Source organism: Chryseobacterium bernardetii, assembly GCF_003815975.1.
In the GTDB taxonomy this organism is placed as follows: domain Bacteria; phylum Bacteroidota; class Bacteroidia; order Flavobacteriales; family Weeksellaceae; genus Chryseobacterium; species Chryseobacterium bernardetii.
This window is the reverse complement of sequence record NZ_CP033932.1, coordinates 4,011,378-4,035,572: the sequence shown is the minus strand read 5'-3', so window position 1 is coordinate 4,035,572 and position 24,195 is coordinate 4,011,378. Positions and strand designations below refer to the sequence as shown.

Sequence of the window (24,195 nt, the reverse complement as noted above, 5' to 3'; positions counted from 1 at the left end):
CCGGATGCTTTTATTTTTTATGGACTTGAAAGTATTTAAGATGCAAATTCTACAGAAACTTCTTTAGCGGCAGCTACCATCGCAATTAAAGCTTTTTCGGTTTCTTCCCAATGTCTGGTTTTTAAACCACAATCCGGGTTAACCCAAAGCTGCTGGGCAGGAATTACCTGTTGGGCTTTCATCAGTAATGCTGTCATTTCTTCCTTGGATGGAACTCTGGGTGAATGTATATCATAAACACCAGGGCCAATTTCATTAGGATATCTGAAGTCTGCAAAAGCCTGTAAAAGTTCCATTTGCGACCTTGAGCATTCTATCGTTATCACGTCAGCATCCATATCAGCAATATTCTTAATGATATCGTTAAATTCTGAATAGCACATATGGGTATGGATTTGGGTAGTGTCTTCTACTCCACTGGCTGATATTTTAAAAGCTTCTACAGCCCATTTCAGATAATTCTGCCAGTCGGTTTTTCTCAATGGAAGCCCTTCACGGATGGCAGGTTCGTCAATCTGAATAATTCGGATTCCCGCCTTTTCAAGATCCTGAACTTCATCACGAATGGCCAGGGCAATCTGTTTACAGGTTTCAGAACGCGGCTGATCATCACGTACAAACGACCATTGTAAAATAGTAACAGGTCCTGTTAACATTCCTTTTACCCATTGGTCTGTTTGAGATTGAGCATATTGAGACCAGTAAACCGTCATAGGCTCCGGACGGGAAACATCTCCAAATATGATGGGAGGTTTTACGCAACGGCTACCGTAGCTCTGTACCCATCCGTTTCTGGTGAAAATAAAACCTTTCAGCTGTTCTCCGAAATACTCCACCATATCATTACGCTCATACTCTCCGTGAACAAGAACATCAATTCCTATGTTTTCCTGCCAGCGGATCGTTCTTCTGGTTTCCTCTTTTAATAAAGCATCATACTGTTCTGCCGTTAATTCACCTTTTTTAAATTTAGCCCTCCAGCTTCTTACTTCGGCAGTTTGTGGAAATGATCCTATAGTGGTTGTAGGAAATAATGGAAGCTGTAGCGCTTTTTGCTGTTGTTCTTTACGGATGTTAAAAGCATTTTTTCTTTGCGAATCCTTTTCTGTAACGGATTCAGCTCTTAGCTTTACTTCCTTATTATGGATAAGTGGTGAAGTTTTTCTGTGTGAAACTGCTTTTTTATTAGCTTCAAAGTCCTGCAGAATGTTATTGTCTGTTGTTCCGGAAGCCAATTCTTTAAGGACTGCTACTTCTTTTACCTTTTGTTTGGCAAAAGCCAGCCAGTTCTTTATTTCGGGTTCAAGGGCCGTTTCAAAGTCTAAATCACATGGTGAATGCAGCAGAGAACAGGATGGTGCAATGAAGACTCTTTCAGGTCCCAGTTTTCCGGCTGCTTTGGCTATCAGTGAAAGAGATTTTTCATAATTATTCTTCCAGATGTTTCTTCCGTCTACTACTCCAAGAGATAAGCTAAGGCTTTCAGGGATACCGTGGAGAACATCCTCCAGCTGTTCCGGGCATCTTACCAGATCAATATGCAGTACATTCACCGGAAGCGAAACGGCAAGAGGTAAATTATTCCTTAATCCTTCAAAATAAGTAGTTACAATGAACTTAAGCTTTGGAAAAAGCCTTCTGAGTTCAGCATATACAAAAGTGTAGGTTTCTTTTGCCTTTTCAGTGATATCCAATGCTAAGAATGGTTCGTCAAACTGAATCCATTCAGCACCCTGAAGCTGAAGCTTTGATACTATTTCAATATAAACAGAAAGTAGATTATGAGCGAGATCCAGTTTATCAAATCCTTCTTCTTTTTCCTTTCCTAGCAGCAAATAAGACACTAAGCCGATGATAACAGGCTTTGCATTGATTCCTGCCTGTTTAGCACCTGCAAATTCATTGAATATTTTATCTGAAGTTAATTTAAATTGTTGATTTTTAAAAAACTCAGGAACAATATAATGGTAATTGGTATCAAACCACTTGGTCATTTCCATGGCTGTAATATCCAATCCGTCTTTCTGATAGCCTCTTGCCATAGCAAAATAAAGATCCAGTTCAGAATTGTTCTTTTTAAGTGCTACTTCATGGTAACGTGCAGGGATAGCGCCTACCACAAGGCTCATATCCAGCACCTGATCATAGTAAGAAAAATCATTGCATGGAATAAGATCAATTCCTGCTTCTTTCTGAAGGTTCCAGTTTTGGCTGCAGATTGTTCTTCCTGCGGTAAGAAGTTCTTCCAAAACAATTTTGCCTGACCAATACTGTTCGCAGGCTTTCTTAAGTTCTCTTTTGCTACCAATACGCGGATAGCCCAGAATGTGAGTTTGCATTTTTACAAATTTTAGATTACACTTTATCTTCAATGCTCTTTGAAATGCTTCGAATGCCTGTACGGATAATAAACTCTTTTGAAATCAATGATATAAGCAATAGGTACAATTCTCCAAAGAGAAATGCACTGTACTATATCATCTGTATGACTCAAAAGCTTCAGACCGCGAAAGCATTGTCAATTCAGTAAAGGCAGGTCTCCTGGCTTGTAACAGTTCCGTCATCCTTCCCGCTTTTGGCAGTGGATATACAAGGACGGAAGCCTTTGGTGTGTTACTTACAGTTGCGCGACAGCTCGTGATTCTCACACGATTCCCTATTAATCTACCTTCAGTAAAACCTTTCCTGTTTGATGAAGATGGTAAAGAACATATCTGTTATCAATACAAAGAGTAACAGATTTTAATTTTGTGTAAAATTATTAAAACAGAATATATTATTAATTAAATATATTTTATTTAGTTAATTTAGCTTTTAAAGTATCTTTTTAAAGAATATAATTCTGTAAATTTGAAAGATTATAAATTGTAAAAGAATAATATTCTGTGGAACAACTTGATGATAAGGATATAAAACTACTGAAACTGCTTCAGAACAATGCCAAATTAACCGTTAAAGAACTTGCTAAGGAGATTAACCTGTCGCCTTCTCCCGTTTTTGAAAGAGTAAAGCGGCTAGAGCAGGAAGGTTTTGTGAAAAGATATGCAGCTGTACTGGATGCTGAAAAGCTAAACCGGGGATTTACGGTGTTTTGCCAGATCAAATTAAAGATCCATGACCGGTCTGTGGGATATGATTTTGTAAAAGAAATTATGGAAATTCCGGAAGTGGCAGAATGCTATAATATTTCCGGCGATTTTGATTTTCTCCTGAAAGTTCAGGTCCGGGATATGAAACACTATCAGGATTTTGTTTTTAATAAACTAGGCTCTGTAGATTCTATTGGAAGTACCCACAGTACATTTGTAATGGCTGAAGTAAAGAATAACCATGGGTTAACTTTATAAAAAGGGAGCTGTTAAAATTGGGGCATTCACAGTTTAAAAATAATCATGTTTCATGTGTTCTGCCCCAAAATACAGATTATATTGTTATTTTTATTCCGGCTGAGATATTAATACCTGGTAACGGACTTAGAAACTTTAGCTGTGAGTTTTGAAGTCTTGCTTCAGAATTCAACAGATTATTTCCCGTGATATAATATTCCAGATTTCCTATTCCTAAGCTATCGTCTTTATAAGAAATGCGCACATTAAGCAATGAAAATGCAAACATTGGAAGTTCAGGATTAATATTCTTTCCTAAGTATTTTTGTTTTAAATAATGATCCAAAGCAATATTGATACTGAAATTCTGTACATTTCCTTCCAGATTGAAACCAAAGCGGCTGGTAGGCATATTGGGCATATAATCACCATCGCTCCATTTTCTTATTGAACTATCGGCAACACTGATATTTCGTACCAGATCATAATACGCTCCTATTTCCCACTTTCCCATTTTATTAAAATCAATTTTGTAAGTAGCTTCAGCTTCAATTCCATTGATTTCAGTATCATCGGCACGCCATTCTTTGACAAGGAAAACTTCGCGGGAAATTCCGGTGTGGGCCAGATAAATATAATTTTTATAGAAAGTATGATACCAATTGGCAGATACACGAATATTCTTCAGATTAATTCCTGCCCCCAGTTCTATTGTTTTTGCTGTTTCTTTATCCAGTTTGTCATCTCCGTTTTCTTCTGTCAGAATAACAAAATGATTATTTCCTGCGTAAAGTTCATTCACTTCAGGAGCTCTTTCGGAATAATTATACTGGGCTTTTAGATAAGCTTTTTTAAAGATGTTCCATTGAGCTGAAGTATGCAGCTGGTGAAGTGTAAAATCTCTATCGCTGAGTTTTCCTCCTGAAAGCCCACGGCTTCTAACAAATTTTTTATCTGCATCTGCTCTGCGTTGAACATGGTCATTTCTATAACCCAGATCCAGTTGAAAGCTGTTGAAGTCAAGATGCTGCATTGTAAATATGCCGATTTCACGACTTATATTATCAGGCAAATATCTCTGCTTCCCATTTCCGGTCATGTCTCTATACTGAACATCAAGACCTGTGGTTCCATTTAAGAATTTCAGCTTCTGCTGTACCATTTCTAAACGTCCGTTATGCTGATTCACTTCGAATTGGTTGGCTCTATGACGATCAATGAGTTCAGAGTTTTTTGAAAATACTCCCATGTAATTCAATTTTATACTGGAAATGGGAAAGTTGGTAAATTTATAAACGGATTCAAACATCGCTTTATGAGATAAACTTCTGATATTGATAGGAAGATACTCTATTTGAGGCTGAGGCTTTCCGTGGGAATGCTGCGGCATTTTGGAGAGAGTATAGCCGGGAACGCCAAAATATGAATAAGAGTTTTGATAGGCCACACCAGCATAGAACGTTTTTCCTATATAACTTGTTCCAACATAAAAAGAATTACTTTCCGAATGGCTGTTAGGAATTTCTCCATCTTTTGTTTGAACATAATCTCTGATATTATTGACTTCATCTTTATAGCGGTCTTTCACAGGATCCTGACCAGCGATATACAATTGATTCTTAGGGTTGGGATAGTGTTTACCATCAGAAGGATTGTAATAGGTAGGGCTGAATGTGTAAAGATCTCCTTCAGAAAGTTCATATTCTATCATATGGTCTAAAGCAAACTGACTGATGTAAGGAAAAAGACTTTTATTGAGTACATGTCTTGAATCTACGTTTACCTGGCAAAGAGATTGTAAAATACTATTAAAACCTACTAATGATGGGTCATAGCATCTGCTGTCCTTGGATTTTCCTGGAATTCTGACAATTTCCTGTTTTTGATTAGCCCCGCCTACGGACCATGCCCAGTTTTTTGTGATAACTCCTTTTGCTGAAAATGCCTGTTTTTGTCCACTATTGCTTCCGCCTTCAAGCAGTCCGCGAACATTCATCTTTTTATTGGGCAACTGACGGGAAATATAATCTGTTTCAATATCAATAGCTCCTCCAATGGCCTTCCCTCCATAAAGAACTGACGCTGAGTTTTTATAAACAGTAATGTTTTGAACACTGTTCATTTCTATATCCGTATTAAAATCCGGGCTTATTCCGGAAAGGTCATTTACTGCTACTCCGGTTTCCAGTATTTTTACACGGTTTCCACTGAGACTTCTGATAACAGGAGCTCCCGCATTGGGCCCATATCCAGAGTTTTGAATACCTGGAATCCTTCTCAATGTTTCACCTAAAGTGTTGGACTGAATGAAGTCCAACTTCTTTCTTGAAATAGTTACATTGTTATCATCTGATTTTCCCTGAATCTGGACAGATTCTATGTCTTTTATAACATTCTTTCCAGGATTAAGTTTCTGCGCTTTCAGTAGTGATGAGGAATAAATAAGTGAGCTTCCTATCAAAAAATAAAGGCTCTTTTTCATGTGCATATTACTTTAATTATCTGGCAAATCTAGATAATTAAATTTATTAATGCAACATTGTTGCCTTATTGTTCTTGTCAGTAAGGTTAAACAACTAGTAGATAGTTGGGTATGTTGGCTCAGTCTCAAAAGTTGGGGGGAATGTTAAGTAGTTTTATCTTTGCATCATGTTAAGCGATCACGACCTTCTTAAATTATTACTTCCGGAATTTTTAGTTGAACACTTTGATATCCTCAAAGCAGAAACTCATGATGCAGAACTTCATATTTATTTCGAAGAAAGAAACAGTATTCCCCATGAATTTAAAGAAAGGAGACTTGAATCCAAGGGCTTTTTACCTGAAATCATTGTAGATGATTATCCATTACGGGGTAAAATCGTAAAGCTCCATGTGAAAAGAAGAAGATGGACAGATAAATCCTCCGGTGAGATCCTTCAGAGAGACTGGCAGCTTGTAGCGAAAGGCACACGCATGACAAAGGATTTGGCAGTCTTCTTAAAAAAAATTAGCAGACACTAAAGCTCTTCCCCTAAAAGTTATAGCAGAATTTTTCGGGATCAAAGGCAAGACCTTCCAGAGGCAATACAAGAATAATCTCAGCGAATATCATAGCTGGGAACAAAAACCGCACGCAGAGGACTGGATCATTTACCCTGGAAATATCTCAGCCTCCTTATCTTTAGACGAAGTAGCATTATCTGATGGAGAACTTTATACCGTTCTTACCTCCAAAAAAGCAAAAGGGAGAAAAGGAAGTATTGTTGCTATGATAAAAGGTACCCAAAGTGATTTTGTCATCACACATCTTTTGAAGATCAGCAGAAAACTTCGGATGAAGGTAAACGAAATTACATTGGATATGGCGGGTTCCATGAAGCGTATTGCCCAACGCTGCTTTCCTGATGCAGTACAGGTTATTGATCGTTTTCATGTTCAGAAGCTGTCCATAGAGGCCCTTCAGGAGATCAGGATCAGGCATCGCTGGGAGGCTATTGAAATGGAAAACAATCCTCTTAACAGTCACTCAGCTGAAACAGAAGTTTTTACAAATGGAGATACCCGGAAACAGCTCCTGGCAAGAAGCAGGTATTTACTATATAAAAGCCGTGAGAAATGGACTCTGTCCCAGAAACAAAGAGCTTCGATCCTTTTTACCCAGTATCCTGATCTGGAACAGGCATATGAATTGACTGATGGACTTAGAAAAATTTATAACCAGAATATTTCGAAATCTGTAGCCATGACTAAACTAGCCCATTGGTTTAGAAATGTGGAAGAAGCAGATTTTAAATCTTTTTCTACCTTAAGAAAAACAATAATGAATCATTATAGAAATATTCTCAACTACTTTGATCAAAGAAGCACCAATGCTGCTGCTGAATCTTTCAATGCGAAAATAAAAAACTTCAGAATGCAGCTCAGAGGAGTAAAAGACAGAACCTTTTTTATCTTCAGATTAGCTAAACTTTTTGCCTAGTCCCCAACTTTTGCACTTGATCCGGTATGTTTTTATTTATTTGAAATGCTCTTTTATGAAAATAATAAAACCGCTCTTTTCAGAGCGGTATACCTTTTTAACTTTTAATGGAGCTGCTGATTAGCAAGTAGAACCACATTCTAATAATTTGATGTGGATTACACCATTAACTACGCACTGTGTTTGGCATAAAGCGTTTCCTACAACGGTACCTACACCGCCGATAACTCCACCTACTGTAGAACCTACACCGCCAACAACACCGCCAACGATAGTACCTACTCCTCCGATAACGCCACCAACAACGCCACCTAGACCACCGATTAATCCACCGATTGGATCAAGTAATCCTTCTCCTGAAATAGATTTTAGTTCGTTTCTGTCTAGTTTTTTGAAATTTTTCATGATTAAAATTTTATATGATTAATACATCACAAATATATGATAAATAATAATAAGCTCATATTATTTTGAATAAAATAATTAAATAATTTTATCATTTAATATTTTGTTAATATAAATGTTTAATATTATGAATATCGTTTTTTAATTGTATCTGGCTGATTTACTAAATTTTAAAAAACATATTTCAAATTTTAAATATTGGAGTTAATATTTTTAATCTAAATGAATTTTTTTATGGTTAATATTTAAAATATGTTAAAATGAGGTTGACTAAAGCTAAAAATGAAGGTGAAAGCAGGTAAAAAAGGTGCTTTTTCAACCCGTTGTATTGGCTTTAGTTAACAAATTATAAAATTCTCCAAATTTTATGGCAAAAGCCATAATGTATTATTGATAACAGCAGGCAAAATTCGTATTTTTGCGGACATATTTCTATCAATGTCAATTTTTTCAAATAATATACGCTCCCTGAGAGCGAAGAGAAAGCTTTCTCAGCAAAATGTAGCAGATGACCTTGCAATCTCCCGGGTGAGATATTCTAAATACGAAAACGGAATTTCAGAGCCTCCTATTGAGCTTCTTATTAAGATATCCAAATATTTTCATGTAAGTATAGATCTGTTATTATCTGTTGATCTTCAAAAATATTCTACGGAAGATATGCTGAAACTTCCGGATAACAGAATTATTCTTCCGGTGGCAGTGGATGACCTTGGAAATGATACCATAGAAATCATTCCGCAAAAAGCTTCCATGGGATATCTGGAAGGTTACAGCGATGTAGGATATATTGAAAGTCTTCAGCGTATTGCCCTCCCCTTCTTAAATAATGGAAAATACAGGGCTTTTCCCGCAGACGGAGATTCTATGCCGCCTTTCAGAAATGGTTCATACATTGTAGGAAAATATGTGGAAGGGGTTAGCGAACTGAAACCCGGAAAGACTTATGTTTTCATTACTCAGAATGACGGGATTACCTATAAACGTTTTAAAGAGCATAAAGGAAATGCTATTTGTGTGAGTGCAGATAACTCTTTTTATGAGCCCTATGATATTCCGCTTGAGGATATTGTAGAAATCTGGCAGTATGCTTCAGGAATTTTCCCTGAAGATTTTGAGCCGGGAGATTATGAGAGTTACAATTTCAAGGAAATGTTCAGGGAATTAAGACAGGATATCAGAGAATTGGACAAAAAGGTTTCTGCACGCCGTAGAAAGTCTTCAAAATAAATATACCGGTTTGCCGGATACAATAAACAGGCTCTTCAATTATTTTGTAGAGCCTGTTCTGAAACCAAATTAAAAATGATATATGATATGAAACTTTCAGTTATATAGGGGATGCTTCCAGCATAAGATGATGCAGATCTGTATTTTTGATGTAAGGCTGTAAAAGCTGACTTCCCGGTCCGTAGGCCGCTACTTCTACATAATCTCCTGAGTGGTCCATACTGATCCAGCCTACTGAGTTCCGGTTTTTTTGAATTTCGGAATAAAGTTTAAATGGCAGTTTCTTATAATTATAAAGTCCTTCTTCTTTCTCAAGCCCGTTATAAAAACTTTGTAAATGCCTGGCTTCCTCATCTGTCAGAATAAGTTTGTTAGCTTCATAGATCCAGTCTTTAATATCTTTTGCAGAATAATCTTTATGAATTCTATTCAGGATATATTCATTGGTATATTGATAGTTTGAAATACTGTTGAAATTTTTTGTAGCAGCAGCTCCATAAATGGTTCCCGGATTGGCATTTCCGTGATCTGTAGTAATAATTACTAAAGTATTTCCATCTTTTTCAGCAAAATCCATTACTTTTTTTATTGCTTCATCAAATGCCAGCTGATCATGAATCAGTGCTGCTATATCATTGGCATGAGCAGCCCAGTCTACTTTTCCTGCTTCAATCTGAAGGACAAAACCTTCAGGATGTTCTTTCATCTGATCAATAGCCGCGCTGGTCATCTCCGCTAAAGTAGGTGTATTCTGAAGCTCTTTAAGATGAGTTCTGTCAATACTGTAAGGTAAAGCTCCTGTACTGAAGATGCCTAAAACACTGTTTCCTTTTGTGATGTTTTGAAGATCTGTACGATTCTTTACAATCTGAAAGTTCTTTTTTCTATAAACGGAATAAAGGTCTTTCTGATCTTCTCTTTTTAAAGGGTTAAAAAATTCATCTCCGCCTCCCATCAGTACATCGAAGCCCAGCTCTGCATACATTTCAGCAATTTGAGATTCTGCATTTCTTTTGGCGGAATTGATACAGAAACCGGCAGGGGTAGCATGGGTAACAGTAACTGTTGTAACACAACCGATCTTTTTCCCGGCTTTTTTATATTTCTGCCATATTGGGACATGAACTTCACCATTTGCCCCTATATTTAAGGCACCGTTTTGTACCCTTATTCCGCCTCCAAAAGCAGAACTTGCAGCGGCAGAATCTGTTACGATAGAGTTTGCAGAAGCTGTATCCATCAATGCGCGTGAGACTTTCTTCTCACGATATAAGCTGAGCCATTGACTTTCTTTTCCCAAAATATTCCTGGAATAAAGATCCGCCATTGAAAGCGTCCCGAGGCTCATTCCATCGCTAATCATGAATATGATATTTTTTGCCTTTCCAGCTTTTGGATGTCCTGTATTTTTGCTTGAACTCCAAAGCTCAGACGGTGAAAGGGATAATAACCCGGTAAGTAATGCTGAGCCTTTTAGAAATTTTCTTCTATCCATATAGTATAAAAAATGATAGACTAAGTTATTTTTATATTTTTATTTAATGATACTTAGTTGCATTAATAAATGGTTAAATTTTAAATATGCTGGGGAAACGGGTCTTCAAAATCTATCTTTTGGTCAAATAGTTCCTTTTCCTGGTCATTGATAAGGCAGATGGAAAGGTCCTGCAGGATTTGTTCTTTATCCAGATACTGTCCTATAAAAACCAGTTCATTTATTCTGTCACCCCAGTATTTATCCCATCTGCTCTCAATAAATTCCTGATTCTCTACAAATGATGCGTATTGCACCCTATGGCTCATAGGCATACTGCTCCACCACACTCCTGCCTTCTCCAGGCGAAATGAGCCTCCTGCCTGGGAAAAATTTAAAGCATCATCTGATCTTGAGGCTAACCAGAAAAGCCCTTTAGCCCTTAATATGCCTTCGGGATAATTATTGAGAAATTCCCAAAGCCTTAGCGGATGAAATGGCCTTTTATCTCTAAATACCAAAGAACCTATTCCGTATTCTTCTGTTTCAGGGGTATGATGTTCAGATTGTAATTCTTTTTGCCAGCCTGCTGACGCCTGTGCTTTATCAAAATCAAAGAGTTTTGTATTTAAAATATGCTGAGGATCAATTTTGCCAAATTCTGATTCCATAATGGCAGCTTCAGGGTTGAGTTTCTTGATTGCTGATTTCAAAAAGCCAAGTGTTCCAGAGTCAACTAAGTCTGTTTTATTTAAAATAATAACATTGGCAAACTCAATCTGATCTGTAAGAAGATTGACAATAGTACGGTGATCTCCTTCAATATCCGTAAGATCACGGTCTGCCAACCGTTCATGGGAAGCAAAATCTTTCATGAAATTAAACCCATCTACTACTGTTACCATGGTGTCTATATAGCTGAAACGGGAAAGGTCTATTCCATTTTCTTCGTCAGTATAAGTAAATGTTTGTGCTACGGGAATAGGTTCGCTGATGCCTGTACTTTCGATCAAAAGATAGTCGAAACGGTTTTCGTGGGCTAAACGTTCCACTTCTACCATAAGATCTTCTCTCAACGTACAGCAGATGCATCCATTACTCATTTCAACCAGTTTTTCTTCCGTTCTGGAAAGGGTATTCTGATTCTCTACCAACCGGGCATCAATATTCACTTCGCTCATATCATTCACAATAACAGCTACTTTTAAACCTTGTTTATTATGCAGAATATGGTTTAATAAGGTTGTTTTTCCGGCTCCTAAAAAGCCGCTGAGTACTGTTACGGGGAGTTTCTTCTTCATATTTGCTAATGTTTATGATTTTTAAAGTTGATGATATGGGCTGTAATGAGTCCTGCGGTTCCTGCATAGATTAAAGGCAGATGAACTTCAAAGATCAGGTCAAATAATATGGAAGCAGCAATTAATCCGATGGAAGACCAGAATAAAATCCGTAACCAATTATTGGGTATTGTTTTTGTTTGTCTGTAAACCACAAGGGTTCCGATAATAAGAAATATCAGGTCGATATACGGATTATGTGATATTCCCAACGGAATGATAAGCAATAAAGGGAAAACAATGCAGTGAATCAGGCATAAAACGGCGGCAGAGATTCCTACGGCATCTAGAATTTTAGACTTCATAAAAAGATGAGGATTTAAATTTGTTATTGTAACTTTGTTGCAAATGTAAATATAAAAATTTAAATAACGCAACTTAGTTGCATTAAAATATGAAACAGGTCAGAAATACCCACGCCAAAACTGAAATTTTAAATCTCATTAATGGATCTGAGGTGGCTTTGAGTCATTCGGATATTCAGAAGAAATTAGGTGATCTCTGTAACAGGGTTACCATCTACAGAGTTTTAGAAAGACTTGAAAATGAAGGTGCTATCCATAGGATTGTGAATGTGGATGGCGTTGTCAATTTTGCAAAATGCATAGGAAAATGCACCCATGAACAGCATTTTCATAACCATGTTCATTTTAACTGTAAAAAATGTCATTCTGTTACCTGTATTGAGAATGCAATCCCGGAAATCAGTTTACCGGATCATTTTATTGCTGAGGAATACAATTTTATTATCAGTGGAATTTGCCCGAAATGTAATGCTTAGTTTCTGATAATACCTTTATAAACAAAAAGGCTATTATTCTGTAAAATAAAAAACTCCTTAAAAAAATTTAAGGAGTTTTATTTTTTTAGAATACCTGCTATAAAGGAGATATGTACACTTCTATTTTAGTACCGTCATAGTTAAAAGTTCCATCAGAATTGATTTTTCCAAGAACCCATTTCATATCTACCGGAACAGACCATGCTGAACCTAAGGAAAACCCGTTGACTGATCTGATCTCATTCCCGTTCCCTGTTGTAACGGCTGAATGGAACCAAGTCTTATCAATAAGCCTGTAGAAACCAATGGCTTTTCCTTTAGGTATTGGGGAATAACCGTCCCATTTTTTTCCTCCGGAATAGTTGAAGGTTTCTAACCATTTTTGACCTGCTGAACCTGCCAATTGATCCGGACTGATCTTGGCCCCTCTCATGTAAAGAGTATAAGCAACCACATCGTGGCATACTCCTTTGCTGTACTTTGAAATATTTTCTGCTCCTGAAAGAACGGCATGAGCTACTGGTGCCCTTTCAGATAAAGATAACTGAGCCTTCCTGGCTCCTTCTGGTGTTACTGACATATTAATACTGTTTGTTTGGTTGCTGTAAAGATAGTCTTTTTTGCCCAAACTGGCATTGTAACCGCCAGGTCTTTTCCTGAAAGTGTCTGTTATTTAATCTTTTGCCTGGGAAACCCTTGTGATATTATCAATAATAACATCCATGGCTGTATCTGATTTAATTTTAATAGTATACCCATTAGTAAAAGAAGATGAGTCTGCTACAGTAGTGAGATAGAAAACAAGGTTTCCTGTAGTGACCCCATTAGGCGCAACGGCTGTCTGGTCTATTGAAAATGTATTGTTCGTATTAGACATATTAACTGTTACAAATGCTACCGAACCATTATTTTTGTTTTCATATTTGGCAATAATTCTCCATGTATTAACCTGCCCTGCCACTGAATTATCAAGAAATCTACCATTACTTTGGTCATAGATATTGGCTACGGCTGGAGATGCAATGTTTTCAGGCCAGCTTGTTGCGGGGGCTGGTGAAAAATCTGTTATAATATTAACCGGAGTCTGGTAGATGATATTTTGATAACTGTTTAAAGCAATTCCTCCTGATGTTCTAAAAGCAAACGAAGGTTTTATTCCTGCACCACTGTTCATCTTTACAACTCCTTCATTGGCTGTTGTAAGGGTTTGTGAGGAAATCATTGTGCTCCATTGTGTTCCATTATAATAACGTAATGTTTTATTGGATGAATCGTATATAACCATTCCTGCTACAGGATTGTTTATATTGGCTGGCGGATTTGTATTTCTGGGTAATACAAGTGTTGAATTTGCTGAGCTGATATCTATAATCCCTTGTGGTGAATTAGTTCCAATTCCAAGTTTCCCATCCGAATCTATCCTGACTCTTTCATTATCATTGGTTTTCAGAATCAGAGGCTGCGCATTGGTACTTCCTATAAAGTCTGTGGCAGAAAGATTATTACCTGTTGCCTTCCAATTAGAGGATAATATTGAGTGTAAAGTGAGGGCATCAATAACTTTAGTCCATGAAGAACCGTTACTCAGATAAATACCTGGTGTTACATCGTTGGTTGTAGCAGTATTATAAAGAAACATTCCTTCACTGTATACATTGGATGTGGTGGAGGCAAGTGCTACTTTATTCAAAAGTAAACCTTTATTGGAAGAACCTAAGGTAATATCAGAATTCGGATCTGGAGTTGTTGTTCCTATACCTACCTGAGCTGATGAAAGAACTGTATAAATAATGCTGATCAATAAGCTGATTTTTTTCATAATCATATTTTTAATTGTTAATGGTACTGCCAAATCCAGCAGCTTTCCTATAATCCCCCGGAATCAGGGCAGACTGCAGAACTGTGCGGGAAATCAGATCTTTATCAAATGCGAAAGAGGGATTTCTCATTTGTAAAATAAACTTTTTCATTGTGTGTAGTTAGAATCATGGGTTAATGTTTGGAGTATGGTAATAAGATTGTTGTTTTTAGTTAATTCCAGATGTTCTTTGTGTTTATTTTATGCCAATATCAATTAGTTTTTTATATTCTTTGGTAAGGAATTTTACGTCCGTACACCGGGAACGGGTAAAAAGAGGGGCGATGATGTAATATTACCGAGGTTTTTCTCAATAATTAAGGATAAATCGGAGATGACCGTAGATTTCCCGGCACCACCTGCCCCACTTAGTGTAATAATAAACTCTTTTTCAGAAAACAGATCCATAAAATGGTGGATGAGGTTGGGGAAATGACTCAATCCTTTATATATAGGACCTTTGTTTTTTTAAAGCTTTTATTATTACTTTTTCATCATTTGTATAAAGAGCCAAACAGTACTTTGTCTAAATTATTTCCTGACGTTTTATTGAAGCTGTATTTATAATAAATTGTGTTTTTTTAAGGTTGTCAGATTTGTTTAATTTATAAGACAGGAGAATGTATTTGGCTATGTCTTCTTCCGAAACTTTTTTGATTCCGGAATATCCTGATACTTAATTTCTGTTTTATTTTCCATAGGTTTTTTTGATATTGATTCTGGTTTTTATCGCTTATTTTTTTAGAAAAACAAGGAAAAAAGGCGGAAGATGCCATTGTTTCTGTTGCCTTTATCAATTTCTTCCTGTATCTTTAGAATTCTGTTGATTGAGTTCTGCATTTTCTGGCATACGGTGTGGTCTTTTACCAGATAATCAAAAGCTCCATATTTCAAAGCATCTACTGCAATATTGATTTCCTTTTGCCCGGAAACCATAATGACGTAAATATTGGGATTATATCTTTTAATTTTTTTAAGGGTTTCAAAACCGTTCATATCGTCCATATTATGATCCAGGAAGATAACATCAGGCTTAAGGTCAAGACTATTCAGGCATTCTTCTCCGGTCGCAAAATAAAGGATATCAGTATAGTTGAGGTTTTTCAGATACTGTTCATAAGCATTTGCACAGAACAGATCATCATCTACAATAAAAAATTTTAATTGATTACAGTTCATTATGTATAATTTCCAAAATAAAATCATATACAATGCCTTAATTTAAAATATTGATTATCAGTTATTTGTGTTTTTATTATTTCCATTTTATGGAAAAGAAGCTAATTTTTGGAAAAAAATGACCATAAATCAACAAAAAAGCCTCATGTTGTAATACATGAGACTTCTGCTTCTTTTAGGACCTGTCAGTTAAATCTACAGCTCATTTGCTTTTAGAAGCTGTATGACCTCAGAAAGAGTTTTTTCTATTGTGTCAGAAAGGTGCTGCATTTCTGAAAATAGTTCAGGTGTTTGCTTCTCCGCTTTTGCTTTTGTTTCGAGTGTTTTGATATCTTCAACAATGGAATGAATGCCCATACCTTCTACTCCGGGTCTTATTTTATGCATCAATTTAGCCACATCATGATAATTTTGTGATTGAAAGGAGCTATGCATTTGTATAATAGCACTTTCTGTCTGACTGATGAATATGGATATCATTTTTTTTACAAATTCTTCATTGCCTCTGCTTAATGTACGGATAGCACCAAGATCATACAGATGGGAATCAGAAGTTTCCGTAGTTTTATTTTTATAACCTGAAGCTTTTGAAAGCTTGGTATATTTGTAAAGTATATCCAGAAGTATTTCTTCCGAAAAAGGTTTTGTAACATAATCATTCATGCCCGCAGATTTACATTTTTCAATTTCTGTTTTGAACGCATTGGCTGTAAGGGCAATAACGGGAGTGGTTAAGAGGTATTTTTTTCTGAGGATTTTAGTGGTTTCTATTCCATCAAGCTCCGGCATCTGGATATCCATCAGAATAATATCAAACTTTTCTTTCTTTAAGATCTGTATTGCCTGGTTTCCGTTTTCGGCTTCTGTAACATTACATTTAAAATTCTGAAGTGTATTTTGAGCTACTACCCTGTTCATTTCATTATCTTCTACCAGCAGAACTTTAATCCCGGCAACAGAAGTGGTAGGATGTTTTTCCTTTTTATCAGTACTATGCTCAAGAAATCCTTTATAGAGTGTTAAAGTAATTTGTATGACCGTACCTTTATTTTTTTCACTTTCAATATTGATTTTACCATGCATTAGCTTTACTAATTCCTGGGTAATAGCCATTCCAAGGCCGGTTCCTCCAAATCTTCTTGCAATACTTTCATCTTCCTGATAGAATTTTTTGAAAATTTTGTCCGCAAAGCCCTTGCTCATTCCAATTCCTGTGTCAGAAACAGTCAACCTGATCTTCTGAGTGGATGGATGATCTTCCAATACATTGCATTCTACTTTAATTTCACCTTTCTGGGTAAACTTTAATGAGTTCCCGATCAGGTTGAACAGGATCTGTTCTATCCTGAGCTGATCTCCTTTGAAAGCAGAGGCCATATCCGGTGAATATTGCGAATAGAGTTTTAACTCTTTTTGTTTTGCTTTGGGACTTAGGATGCTAATGATACTGTTAATAGAGTCTTTTAAAGAAAAATCTTTCACCTCAAGGGACATTTCACCTGATTCAATTTTAGAAATATCCAGAATATTATTAATAATTGATAGAAGATGCCGGGAAGCCTGAGTACTGTTTTCTACAAGAACAGCCTGAGAGGAAGATAGTTTTTGTCTTTCCAGCTCACGTAAAAATCCGATAATGGCATTAAGAGGGGTTCTTATTTCATGGCTCATTGTAGCAAGAAACACTTCTTTGGCTTTTGAGGCCTCCTGAGCTTTCTCTTTTTGCTTTTGCAAATCTTCTTCCAGCCTTTTCTGATCTGTGATATCCAGATGTATTCCTATGGAACCTATAAGATTACCTTTATCATCATAATTGGGCGCGCCGCTTATGGCCCACCATCTCAGTTCTCCTGCTTTATTTTTTACAGGTACCTGATATACGCTGGAAACTCCGCTTCTACGGAGTTTGATTTGTCTTTTTACCAGTTCCATATCCTTTTCATGGTGTATAAAAAGTTGAGCGGGATTTCTGCCTACAATTTCTTCTACTTCATAACCGGAAACATTACAGAAACTCTGGTTGGCATATTGTATGACCTCATTCATATCCACTTCAAGAAGTCCCAGGTTCATATTAGCAATCATATTGCGGTATTTCTGTTCCTGCAGCTTCATATTATGTTCGGCTCTTTTTCTTTCTGAAATATCCTGGATAAAAGAACAATAGAACTCTTGTTCTTCCTGTTGAAATGAAATAATGGCTATTTCCATGGGAAATTCTTCACCGGATTTTTTGATAGCCGGAAGCTGAATCTGCCTGTTAAGAACTGAGTTCTTTTCATCTGCCACATATTTTTTATAGTTCTCTATATGTTTCTGCGGAATAATGGTCTCAAAAATATTCCTGCCTATAACTTCATTTTTCTGCCAGCCAAATATTGTTTCTGCGCTTTTATTCCAGAATATAATTTCGCCGGCGGAGTTTATCGTAATAATGGCATTAATGGCAGAATCCATAATCAGTCGGCTTCTTTCTTCACTCTGCAGTAAAAGATTCTGGTTGGTTATTTTTTCTGTAACATCTCCAAATTTCCAGATATGACCATGCTGTTTGTTCCTTGTCTCAAAAGTATAATGATCAATTTCTAAAAATCTTCCATCCAATGTTTCAGCAAGTCTTCCCGTGACATTCTGATCTTTGCTTTCTGCAATTATTTTTTCCGAAAGATTATCTTCTTTGAAGAGATTATTTATTTTTATCTCATAGAGCTTTTTGCCAGTGATCTCCGATGGAGTTCTGCTGATTTTAAATATTTTACAGAAAAGATCATTGGTGAAAAGAATATTTCCCTGAGGGTCTTCCATCAGTATTCCGTACTGAAGATTGGAAATAAAGGTTTTGAGCAGATCCAGAGTTTGGGTAAGGTTGCTTTTAATTGCAAACCGTTCCTGAGCATTCACCAGAACTTTCGAAAAAAGAGTAAGTAATTCTGTTTCGGTATCATTAAAACGATGGAGTTTTCTTGTCCAGTCAAAGCCAATGAAACCTGTACATGATTCTTTTGACATCATAGGTATTACCATAAGGCTCTTGATATCCTGAGAAGAAAGGAGCTCCTTAAGATTTCCGTCATTTAAATCCTTTACATTGGCTATCGCAATGCTTTTTCCTGCAATATTAGCTTCTACCCATTCCGGGATTGCTTCAAGATGGATATCCTGCAGGTTATCCATCTGAGGGATAATTCCGGAAGAACAGTACTCATAAGTGTTGGAGCATGTTCCTGCTTCAAAATTATAGCTGAATATATAAGCTCTGTCGGCTTTTACAAAGTCTGCCATTTCTTTGAGCGAACGGTTCATGGCAGCATCTATCATTTCGAAAGAAATATTAATATAATCTGATGAAATATTCATCAACAGCTTCTTGAACTTATTCTGCCCGTTCAGTGCTGCCATTATTTCTTTTTTTTCCTGTATCTGGCGGGAAATATAACTGATAAGCTGAGAACTGTTACGTAAAGAAATGGCTTTGATATCCTTATCTAAATGCTCAGTTTCTCTATAAATATATTCAATAGATTCTTGCTGGATCTCTTTTTCCATTGCTGCGCTATCATTAGACTTATCTTTTTCATAAGATTGATAAGACAGGTTGACAGCCTTAATAAACTGACTAAGAGCCGGATCTGAAAGATGATCTTGCCTAAGATACTTTTTTATTTGACTTTCAAGTAATTGATGAAATTCCATGATGTCTTTTGGGGATTGGTTATACTTTAGAAAATCAGGATCTTGAATGCAGAAATTATTTGTTCTGTAAAAGATTATAAATAGTTGATTTTCCAATATCTAAAGCCTGTGCAGTTTTCATAACATCATTATTATTTTTCTTCAAATGGTAAAGAATAATTTCAGTAGTAAACTGTTTAAGCGTTTTTTCTGCAGAAATAAAAAGATCTTCTTTGTTTCCGATGGGATTAAAATGAATGTCTTCCGGCTGTATTTCTTTGTCATCTGCCATAACACAAGCCAGATCAATGACCGACTTAAGTTCACGGACATTTCCGGGAAACGGATATTTTGTAAGCTTGCTGATTGCTCCATTGCTTAATGTCAGTGGATTCATTCCGTTTTCCTTGGCAAATAACTTGATGAAGTGCTTGGCCAGAATAATAACATCCTGATCTCTGTCACGGAGAGGAGGTAATTCTATAGGTAAACCTACAATTCTATAGTACAGGTCCTCCCGGAAATTGCCTTTTTTTACTTCTTCAGCAAGATTTTTATGGGTTGCAATAATAAGCCGGGCATCAAATTTTATTTTTTGGGTTCCGCCTATTCTGGTAACTTCTCTTTCCTGTAAAGCTCTCAGTAATTTGCTTTGAAGGTTGATGTCCAGTTCTGCTATTTCATCCAGGAAAATAGTACCTCCATCTGCCTGTTCAAATTTCCCGGAACTTTTGGATAAAGCTCCTGTGAAAGCTCCTTTTTCATGCCCGAAAAACTCACTTTCAATAAGTTCTTTCGGAATTGCTGCCATATTGATGGCGACAAATGGTTTATTTTTACGGTCAGAATTATAATGAATGGTTTTGGCCACTACTTCTTTTCCGGTACCGGTTTCACCTGTAATAGAAACGTTAATATTGGTTTTTACAGCCTTGCTGATTTTTTTGAAGACCTCTTTTATAGCCTCACTTTGGCCTATTATGTTTTTCTCAAAAGAGTATTTTTTTTCGAGTTCTTCTTTCAGATCCTCCACTTCTTTTTTCAGAGAAATGGTTTCTTTTACCTTCAGGATACTGTTCCATAACATTTCTTTGGTGTGTTCATTTTTCACAATATAATCATGGGCACCGGACTTTAGAAAATTAATTGCTGTCTCTATATCATCCTGCCCACTAATAATAATGATCGGGATAGAAGGTTGGGCTTCCTTGAGCTTTTTAAACAGCATATCCCCTCTCATATCAGGCAGGCCAAAATCAATACAGATAATATCCGGATTGAGATATAGGGCGGATAAACAATCTTTCGCCGTGTCAAATGTAATGATCTCATGATCAGGATTGAGGGAGAGATGATACTTTAACATTTCGCTAAAAAACAAATCATCTTCCACAATGAATATTTTTGTGTAATTTGGTTTCATAAGTAATTATAAAAACAAATTTATCAATAATATGTCATTTTTTAGTTATAGACAGTATTTTATTTAAAAAATACATTTTCTTATTTACCGTAATTATTAGCTTGTTGCTATTGAATTGATTTTGAGTTAATTGATTTTATAATTTGATTCTCTAAATAGAGATTTTTATGAGATCGTTACATCTTTTGAAGAAGTTTTAATGCATCTGAGTTTTTATTGTACTAACAGATCAGGGTTATATTCAGCTTATGTAAAAATACGGAAGTCTACACTTCCAGCTGGAAGAGTCCCATGGTAGCATTATGATAATGATCCGGACGGCCTTCTGTATCAGTCATTTTTTTATCTTCAAGATAAGTAAATCCGCATTTTACGTAATAATCTGTTAATCTTTGATTTCCTGCTGTAGTATCCATTCTTACATATAATCTATTATGTTGGAGGGCAAATAGTTTTGCCCATTCTACAATCTGTTCAACAAATTTCTGTCCCCGGAAGTTAGGATTGGTAGCAATTCTATGAATGTAAACAGCAGGATCTTCATTCTTTTCTGCCCAAACCTGATGATCATCGAAAGTAATACTCCATACACAGGCTACCTGCCCATCTGCTGTAATTTTAAAGTGACGTCTTTCACAGATTTCAGTTTCAATCATATTCCGATCAAACTCTGGTCATTGTACTCCGGATACGGTTTTCTTAAAATCGGAAGCCATTTTATATAAATTGAGGACTGCTTCAATATCCTGCAGAGCTGTATTCGCTATCATTATTCCTGTTATAAGACGAAGATACGGAAAATGCATCGGAATATTTCTTATTGTTATTCAGAATGGGTATAAATACTGTTAGATTGCTTATGTTGCGTTGGGAAACGTCAATAAAAATACTATTTTTATCGGCTAAAAAGAAAAGACCAAGTATGCCGACTGATGCTTCTCATAAGCTGATTCCGATGACCACCTTCGTGCTTGAATATTATGCCCACGAAGGATATGCCGATCTTCAAACCTTAAGTTTGATGAACAATTATGCTAATTTTTTAAAGCGATCCCTTACTTTGGGAATGTTTGTTCCTGTTGATCCTGACGGAAATGTATTAAAGGAACCGAAAAATTATGCTTCATGGAAATCATTGGAGCATAATGACAGTGATGATGAAAGAACAGATATGGCAGGTTTTGAAGAATATGGTGAATACCAGAAAGCAGAACGTAAATGCATGTTTGAGGGTTTCAGAGTAGACTACAACGGTTATTCAAAAGTAAGAATTGTAGCTTCTTACAATACTTCCATAGAATTGTCATTCAATAAAAACGATCTTATTCCTGCAGGCTTTAACGATGTGGAATCATTAACTGTTTTTGATGATATCTTTTTAACTTCAAATGCTTTAAAGCTGATCGGTATAAAGGATAAAGAATAATACACCTAATATGTACTGCTGCTAAATTTAAGGGAGCAAAGAGATTAATTGATTCAATCGATCTGATGAAGCAGAATGGTATCAGCTTAGTCGATCGCTTTGTCATTTTTTCTTTACTCCCCCTGAAGTCTTAGGCTTTCATATAAAGCCTTTACATTCTCTTATCTGATGCATTCACCAGAACGACATTGATATCCTGATGGACACATTCCGTTAATACAGGGTCCTGCAACATCCGGATAGCATTTTTCATCTGCCCTGCAATGAGTATTGGGAGGGCATAATCCAATTAGATTTCCGATACAAACACCTACAGGAAGTGGTAAATTAATCTCAATACCAATGGCTCCGGCAATGTTTTTTAATGTTTTTCTGTTTAATTTTTTCATGGTTGTCGTTTTAAAAGTTGTTGTTTGGATAAGGATCATACTTGTTATTGAATATATAACAGATCAAAGATAACTTTCCATTAATGAAGACCATACAGTAGTTTTACTGAATTTACAGGAGGAAATTATGACTGGAAACTGGCAGTTACTGTTCAGGTTACTATTTTTGAAAGCTGATCCAAATAAAACTTTCCTTTACTGCTTCCTGACTTTATAATAATGATTTAAAAATAGTTGTGAGGCTCATCAGAATAACGACTATTCCCACCACTACAAACATTTTCTTCGTAGGAAGTCTGGATGTAAGCATCGCAGAAAATGGAGCAGTAAAAACTCCACCCAGCAGAAGTCCCAGAACAATATTCCAGTGATGGATCCCAATGGTAAAAATAAAAGTAATGGCACTTGTTAAGGTGAGCAAAAATTTAGCAACTGTAGAACTTCCCACAACATAACGGGGAATTCTCCCCTCTTTAATCAGTGTTCCGGTTACTAAAGGCCCCCATCCGCCTCCTGCAAAAGAATCTATAAAGCCACCAAGAAGCCCCAGTACTCTCAGATTGGTTCTTCTTTTGGTTTTTATACGGCTTTTATTTTTGTCTTTAAAGGCATTTCTGAGAATATTGAATCCCAGATATAAGGTATAACAGGCAATAATGGGCTTTACGATATGGGCATAATGTTCGCCGTAATGAGATAAAGTCAAAGCACCGATGATTGACCCCACAATAGCTAACGGAAATAATACCCAAACCATTTTCTTATTAACATTTCCCAGTTTGTAATGGCTGAATCCTCCGGCAGCGGTTGTAAAGGATTCAGCAGAATGAATACTTGCGCTTACAACGGGAGGAGGAACGTTCAGCAATAATAAGATAGTGGTACAGATTACACCATATCCCATCCCCATAGATCCAGCGACAATTTCAGCCATAAATCCTGCAAACAGCATCCAGTAAAAGATATGACCGTCTTTGCTGAGAAAAGTCTGAATATCATCTGAAAGATCAAACTGATACACCACAAGCCCTAAGATTCCGAAAAGAACCATTACACCTATGATGGCAAGATAAATATTGGCTTTCCTCTGGGCTGTTTTAGTAATGCTGATGAGTTTTTCAATCTCAAGATCAGGCTTTGCCGGGGAAAGTTTTCCATCAGACAGATATTGAGTTGTAATTTTGTTAAGTTCTGTCACCTTATGGTCAAAGTCTCCTTTTAGCTGGTTGCGTATGCTCTGCATATTATTCAATACAAGATCCATCTCATCAGGAATGGTTTCTGTGAAGGTTTCCCTGAGTCTTTTAGCGATGGTTGGTGATTTTCCATTTGTAGAAATAGCAATTTTAAGGCTTCCTTTTTTAACAATGGAGCCTAAGTAAAAATCACAAAGTTCAGGTTTGTCTGCAATATTGACCAATACGTTTTTTTGATGGGCATCTTCACGAATTTGTGCGGCTAATTCAATATCATTCACTGCAATAATCGCTACATCAATATCATTAAAATCATCACCGTGATAAGCTCTTTCATATAATTTTAGATTGGTAAATTGATTCTGTAATGCCCGAACTTCGGGAGTGATCTCTTTAGCAACTAATCTTATGGAAGTTTCAGGAGAATTGCCCAATACCGATTCCAGTTTTTCAAGGGCTATTTTTCCGCCACCGATGATGAGTAACGCTAAGGTCTCAAGTTTTAAAAATACAGGATATAAGGAATTGCTCATAA

The 24,195-nt window shown here is 36.4% G+C and carries 21 protein-coding genes and 1 riboswitch; of the genes, 6 read left to right on the top strand and 15 right to left on the bottom strand.

All coding sequences use genetic code 11. The features are described from left to right. Positions 1–35 precede the first annotated feature (35 nt). Entirely contained in the window at positions 36–2,339 is a 2,304-nt protein-coding gene (gene metE / locus EG339_RS18300; RefSeq protein WP_123871362.1) for a 5-methyltetrahydropteroyltriglutamate--homocysteine S-methyltransferase, read from the bottom strand. 175 nt (positions 2,340–2,514) lie between these two features. Beyond that, positions 2,515–2,699: riboswitch (cobalamin riboswitch) on the bottom strand. A gap of 186 nt (positions 2,700–2,885) precedes the next feature. Between metE and EG339_RS18295 the strand changes: the two genes are divergently transcribed. Then, the gene (locus tag EG339_RS18295; protein ID WP_123871361.1) at positions 2,886–3,347 is read left to right on the top strand and encodes an Lrp/AsnC family transcriptional regulator; all 462 of its coding nucleotides are present in this window, start codon (positions 2,886–2,888) and stop codon (positions 3,345–3,347) included. Between the two features lie 76 nt (positions 3,348–3,423). Here the strand turns inward: EG339_RS18295 and EG339_RS18290 are convergent, their stop codons facing one another. Next, complete coding sequence (locus EG339_RS18290) at positions 3,424–5,808, bottom strand: TonB-dependent receptor (RefSeq protein ID WP_123871360.1); 2,385 nt, start codon at positions 5,806–5,808, stop codon at positions 3,424–3,426. Positions 5,809–5,975: 167 nt separating this feature from the next. Here EG339_RS18290 and EG339_RS18285 point away from each other — a divergent pair, with 167 nt between their 5' ends. Together EG339_RS18285 and EG339_RS18280 are read left to right on the top strand one after the other, a co-directional pair. Continuing rightward, positions 5,976–6,329 (top strand): ISAon1 family transposase N-terminal region protein, encoded by a 354-nt coding sequence (locus EG339_RS18285; protein ID WP_123869105.1) that lies wholly within the window; start codon positions 5,976–5,978, stop codon positions 6,327–6,329. A gap of 19 nt (positions 6,330–6,348) precedes the next feature. Further along, a complete protein-coding gene (locus EG339_RS18280; protein ID WP_123871359.1) occupies positions 6,349–7,287 on the top strand; it encodes an ISAon1 family transposase in 939 nt (312 codons plus the stop codon). A 120-nt stretch (positions 7,288–7,407) separates the two neighbouring features. Here EG339_RS18280 and EG339_RS24340 read toward each other — a convergent pair whose 3' ends face one another. Then, a complete protein-coding gene (locus tag EG339_RS24340) occupies positions 7,408–7,692 on the bottom strand; it encodes a bacteriocin-like protein (protein WP_066694205.1) in 285 nt (94 codons plus the stop codon). A gap of 438 nt (positions 7,693–8,130) precedes the next feature. On the opposite strand from EG339_RS24340, the gene EG339_RS18270 reads away from it, so the two are divergent. Continuing rightward, positions 8,131–8,922, top strand: a complete 792-nt coding sequence (locus EG339_RS18270) for an XRE family transcriptional regulator (protein WP_123871358.1) — start codon at positions 8,131–8,133, stop codon at positions 8,920–8,922. Positions 8,923–9,022: 100 nt separating this feature from the next. Here the strand turns inward: EG339_RS18270 and EG339_RS18265 are convergent, their stop codons facing one another. From EG339_RS18265 to EG339_RS18255, 3 genes are all read right to left on the bottom strand, one after another. After that, entirely contained in the window at positions 9,023–10,417 is a 1,395-nt protein-coding gene (locus EG339_RS18265; RefSeq protein ID WP_123871357.1) for an alkaline phosphatase, read from the bottom strand. Between the two features lie 80 nt (positions 10,418–10,497). Next, positions 10,498–11,697 (bottom strand): GTP-binding protein, encoded by a 1,200-nt coding sequence (locus tag EG339_RS18260; RefSeq protein WP_123871356.1) that lies wholly within the window; start codon positions 11,695–11,697, stop codon positions 10,498–10,500. Between the two features lie 5 nt (positions 11,698–11,702). After that, positions 11,703–12,041: a MerC domain-containing protein gene (locus EG339_RS18255; RefSeq protein ID WP_123871355.1), complete on the bottom strand. Its 339-nt coding sequence runs from the start codon at positions 12,039–12,041 to the stop codon at positions 11,703–11,705. Positions 12,042–12,130: 89 nt separating this feature from the next. Here EG339_RS18255 and EG339_RS18250 point away from each other — a divergent pair, with 89 nt between their 5' ends. Further along, complete coding sequence (locus tag EG339_RS18250) at positions 12,131–12,517, top strand: Fur family transcriptional regulator (protein WP_123871354.1); 387 nt, start codon at positions 12,131–12,133, stop codon at positions 12,515–12,517. Positions 12,518–12,614: 97 nt separating this feature from the next. On the opposite strand, the gene EG339_RS18245 is transcribed toward EG339_RS18250, so the two are convergent. From EG339_RS18245 to EG339_RS18220, 7 genes are all read right to left on the bottom strand, one after another. Next, a complete protein-coding gene (locus tag EG339_RS18245) occupies positions 12,615–13,097 on the bottom strand; it encodes a hypothetical protein (RefSeq protein WP_123871353.1) in 483 nt (160 codons plus the stop codon). 93 nt (positions 13,098–13,190) lie between these two features. Next, a complete protein-coding gene (locus EG339_RS18240; protein WP_123871352.1) occupies positions 13,191–14,336 on the bottom strand; it encodes a hypothetical protein in 1,146 nt (381 codons plus the stop codon). A gap of 10 nt (positions 14,337–14,346) precedes the next feature. Further along, entirely contained in the window at positions 14,347–14,487 is a 141-nt protein-coding gene (locus EG339_RS24335) for a hypothetical protein (RefSeq protein ID WP_164466459.1), read from the bottom strand. Positions 14,488–15,116: 629 nt separating this feature from the next. After that, positions 15,117–15,554 (bottom strand): response regulator, encoded by a 438-nt coding sequence (locus tag EG339_RS18235; RefSeq protein WP_228459021.1) that lies wholly within the window; start codon positions 15,552–15,554, stop codon positions 15,117–15,119. A gap of 195 nt (positions 15,555–15,749) precedes the next feature. After that, complete coding sequence (locus EG339_RS18230; RefSeq protein ID WP_123871350.1) at positions 15,750–19,247, bottom strand: PAS domain S-box protein; 3,498 nt, start codon at positions 19,245–19,247, stop codon at positions 15,750–15,752. Positions 19,248–19,302: 55 nt separating this feature from the next. Beyond that, a complete protein-coding gene (locus tag EG339_RS18225; protein ID WP_123871349.1) occupies positions 19,303–20,649 on the bottom strand; it encodes a sigma-54-dependent transcriptional regulator in 1,347 nt (448 codons plus the stop codon). Between the two features lie 266 nt (positions 20,650–20,915). Next, positions 20,916–21,305: a GNAT family N-acetyltransferase gene (locus tag EG339_RS18220; RefSeq protein ID WP_228459650.1), complete on the bottom strand. Its 390-nt coding sequence runs from the start codon at positions 21,303–21,305 to the stop codon at positions 20,916–20,918. A gap of 203 nt (positions 21,306–21,508) precedes the next feature. Here EG339_RS18220 and EG339_RS18215 point away from each other — a divergent pair, with 203 nt between their 5' ends. Continuing rightward, the gene (locus tag EG339_RS18215) at positions 21,509–22,075 is read left to right on the top strand and encodes a hypothetical protein (protein ID WP_123871348.1); all 567 of its coding nucleotides are present in this window, start codon (positions 21,509–21,511) and stop codon (positions 22,073–22,075) included. Positions 22,076–22,236: 161 nt separating this feature from the next. Here the strand turns inward: EG339_RS18215 and EG339_RS18210 are convergent, their stop codons facing one another. Both EG339_RS18210 and EG339_RS18205 read right to left on the bottom strand, forming a co-directional pair. Beyond that, positions 22,237–22,464: a hypothetical protein gene (locus EG339_RS18210; RefSeq protein ID WP_066691032.1), complete on the bottom strand. Its 228-nt coding sequence runs from the start codon at positions 22,462–22,464 to the stop codon at positions 22,237–22,239. Positions 22,465–22,675: 211 nt separating this feature from the next. Next, the gene (locus EG339_RS18205; protein ID WP_123871347.1) at positions 22,676–24,193 is read right to left on the bottom strand and encodes a TSUP family transporter; all 1,518 of its coding nucleotides are present in this window, start codon (positions 24,191–24,193) and stop codon (positions 22,676–22,678) included. Positions 24,194–24,195: the final 2 nt, after the last annotated feature.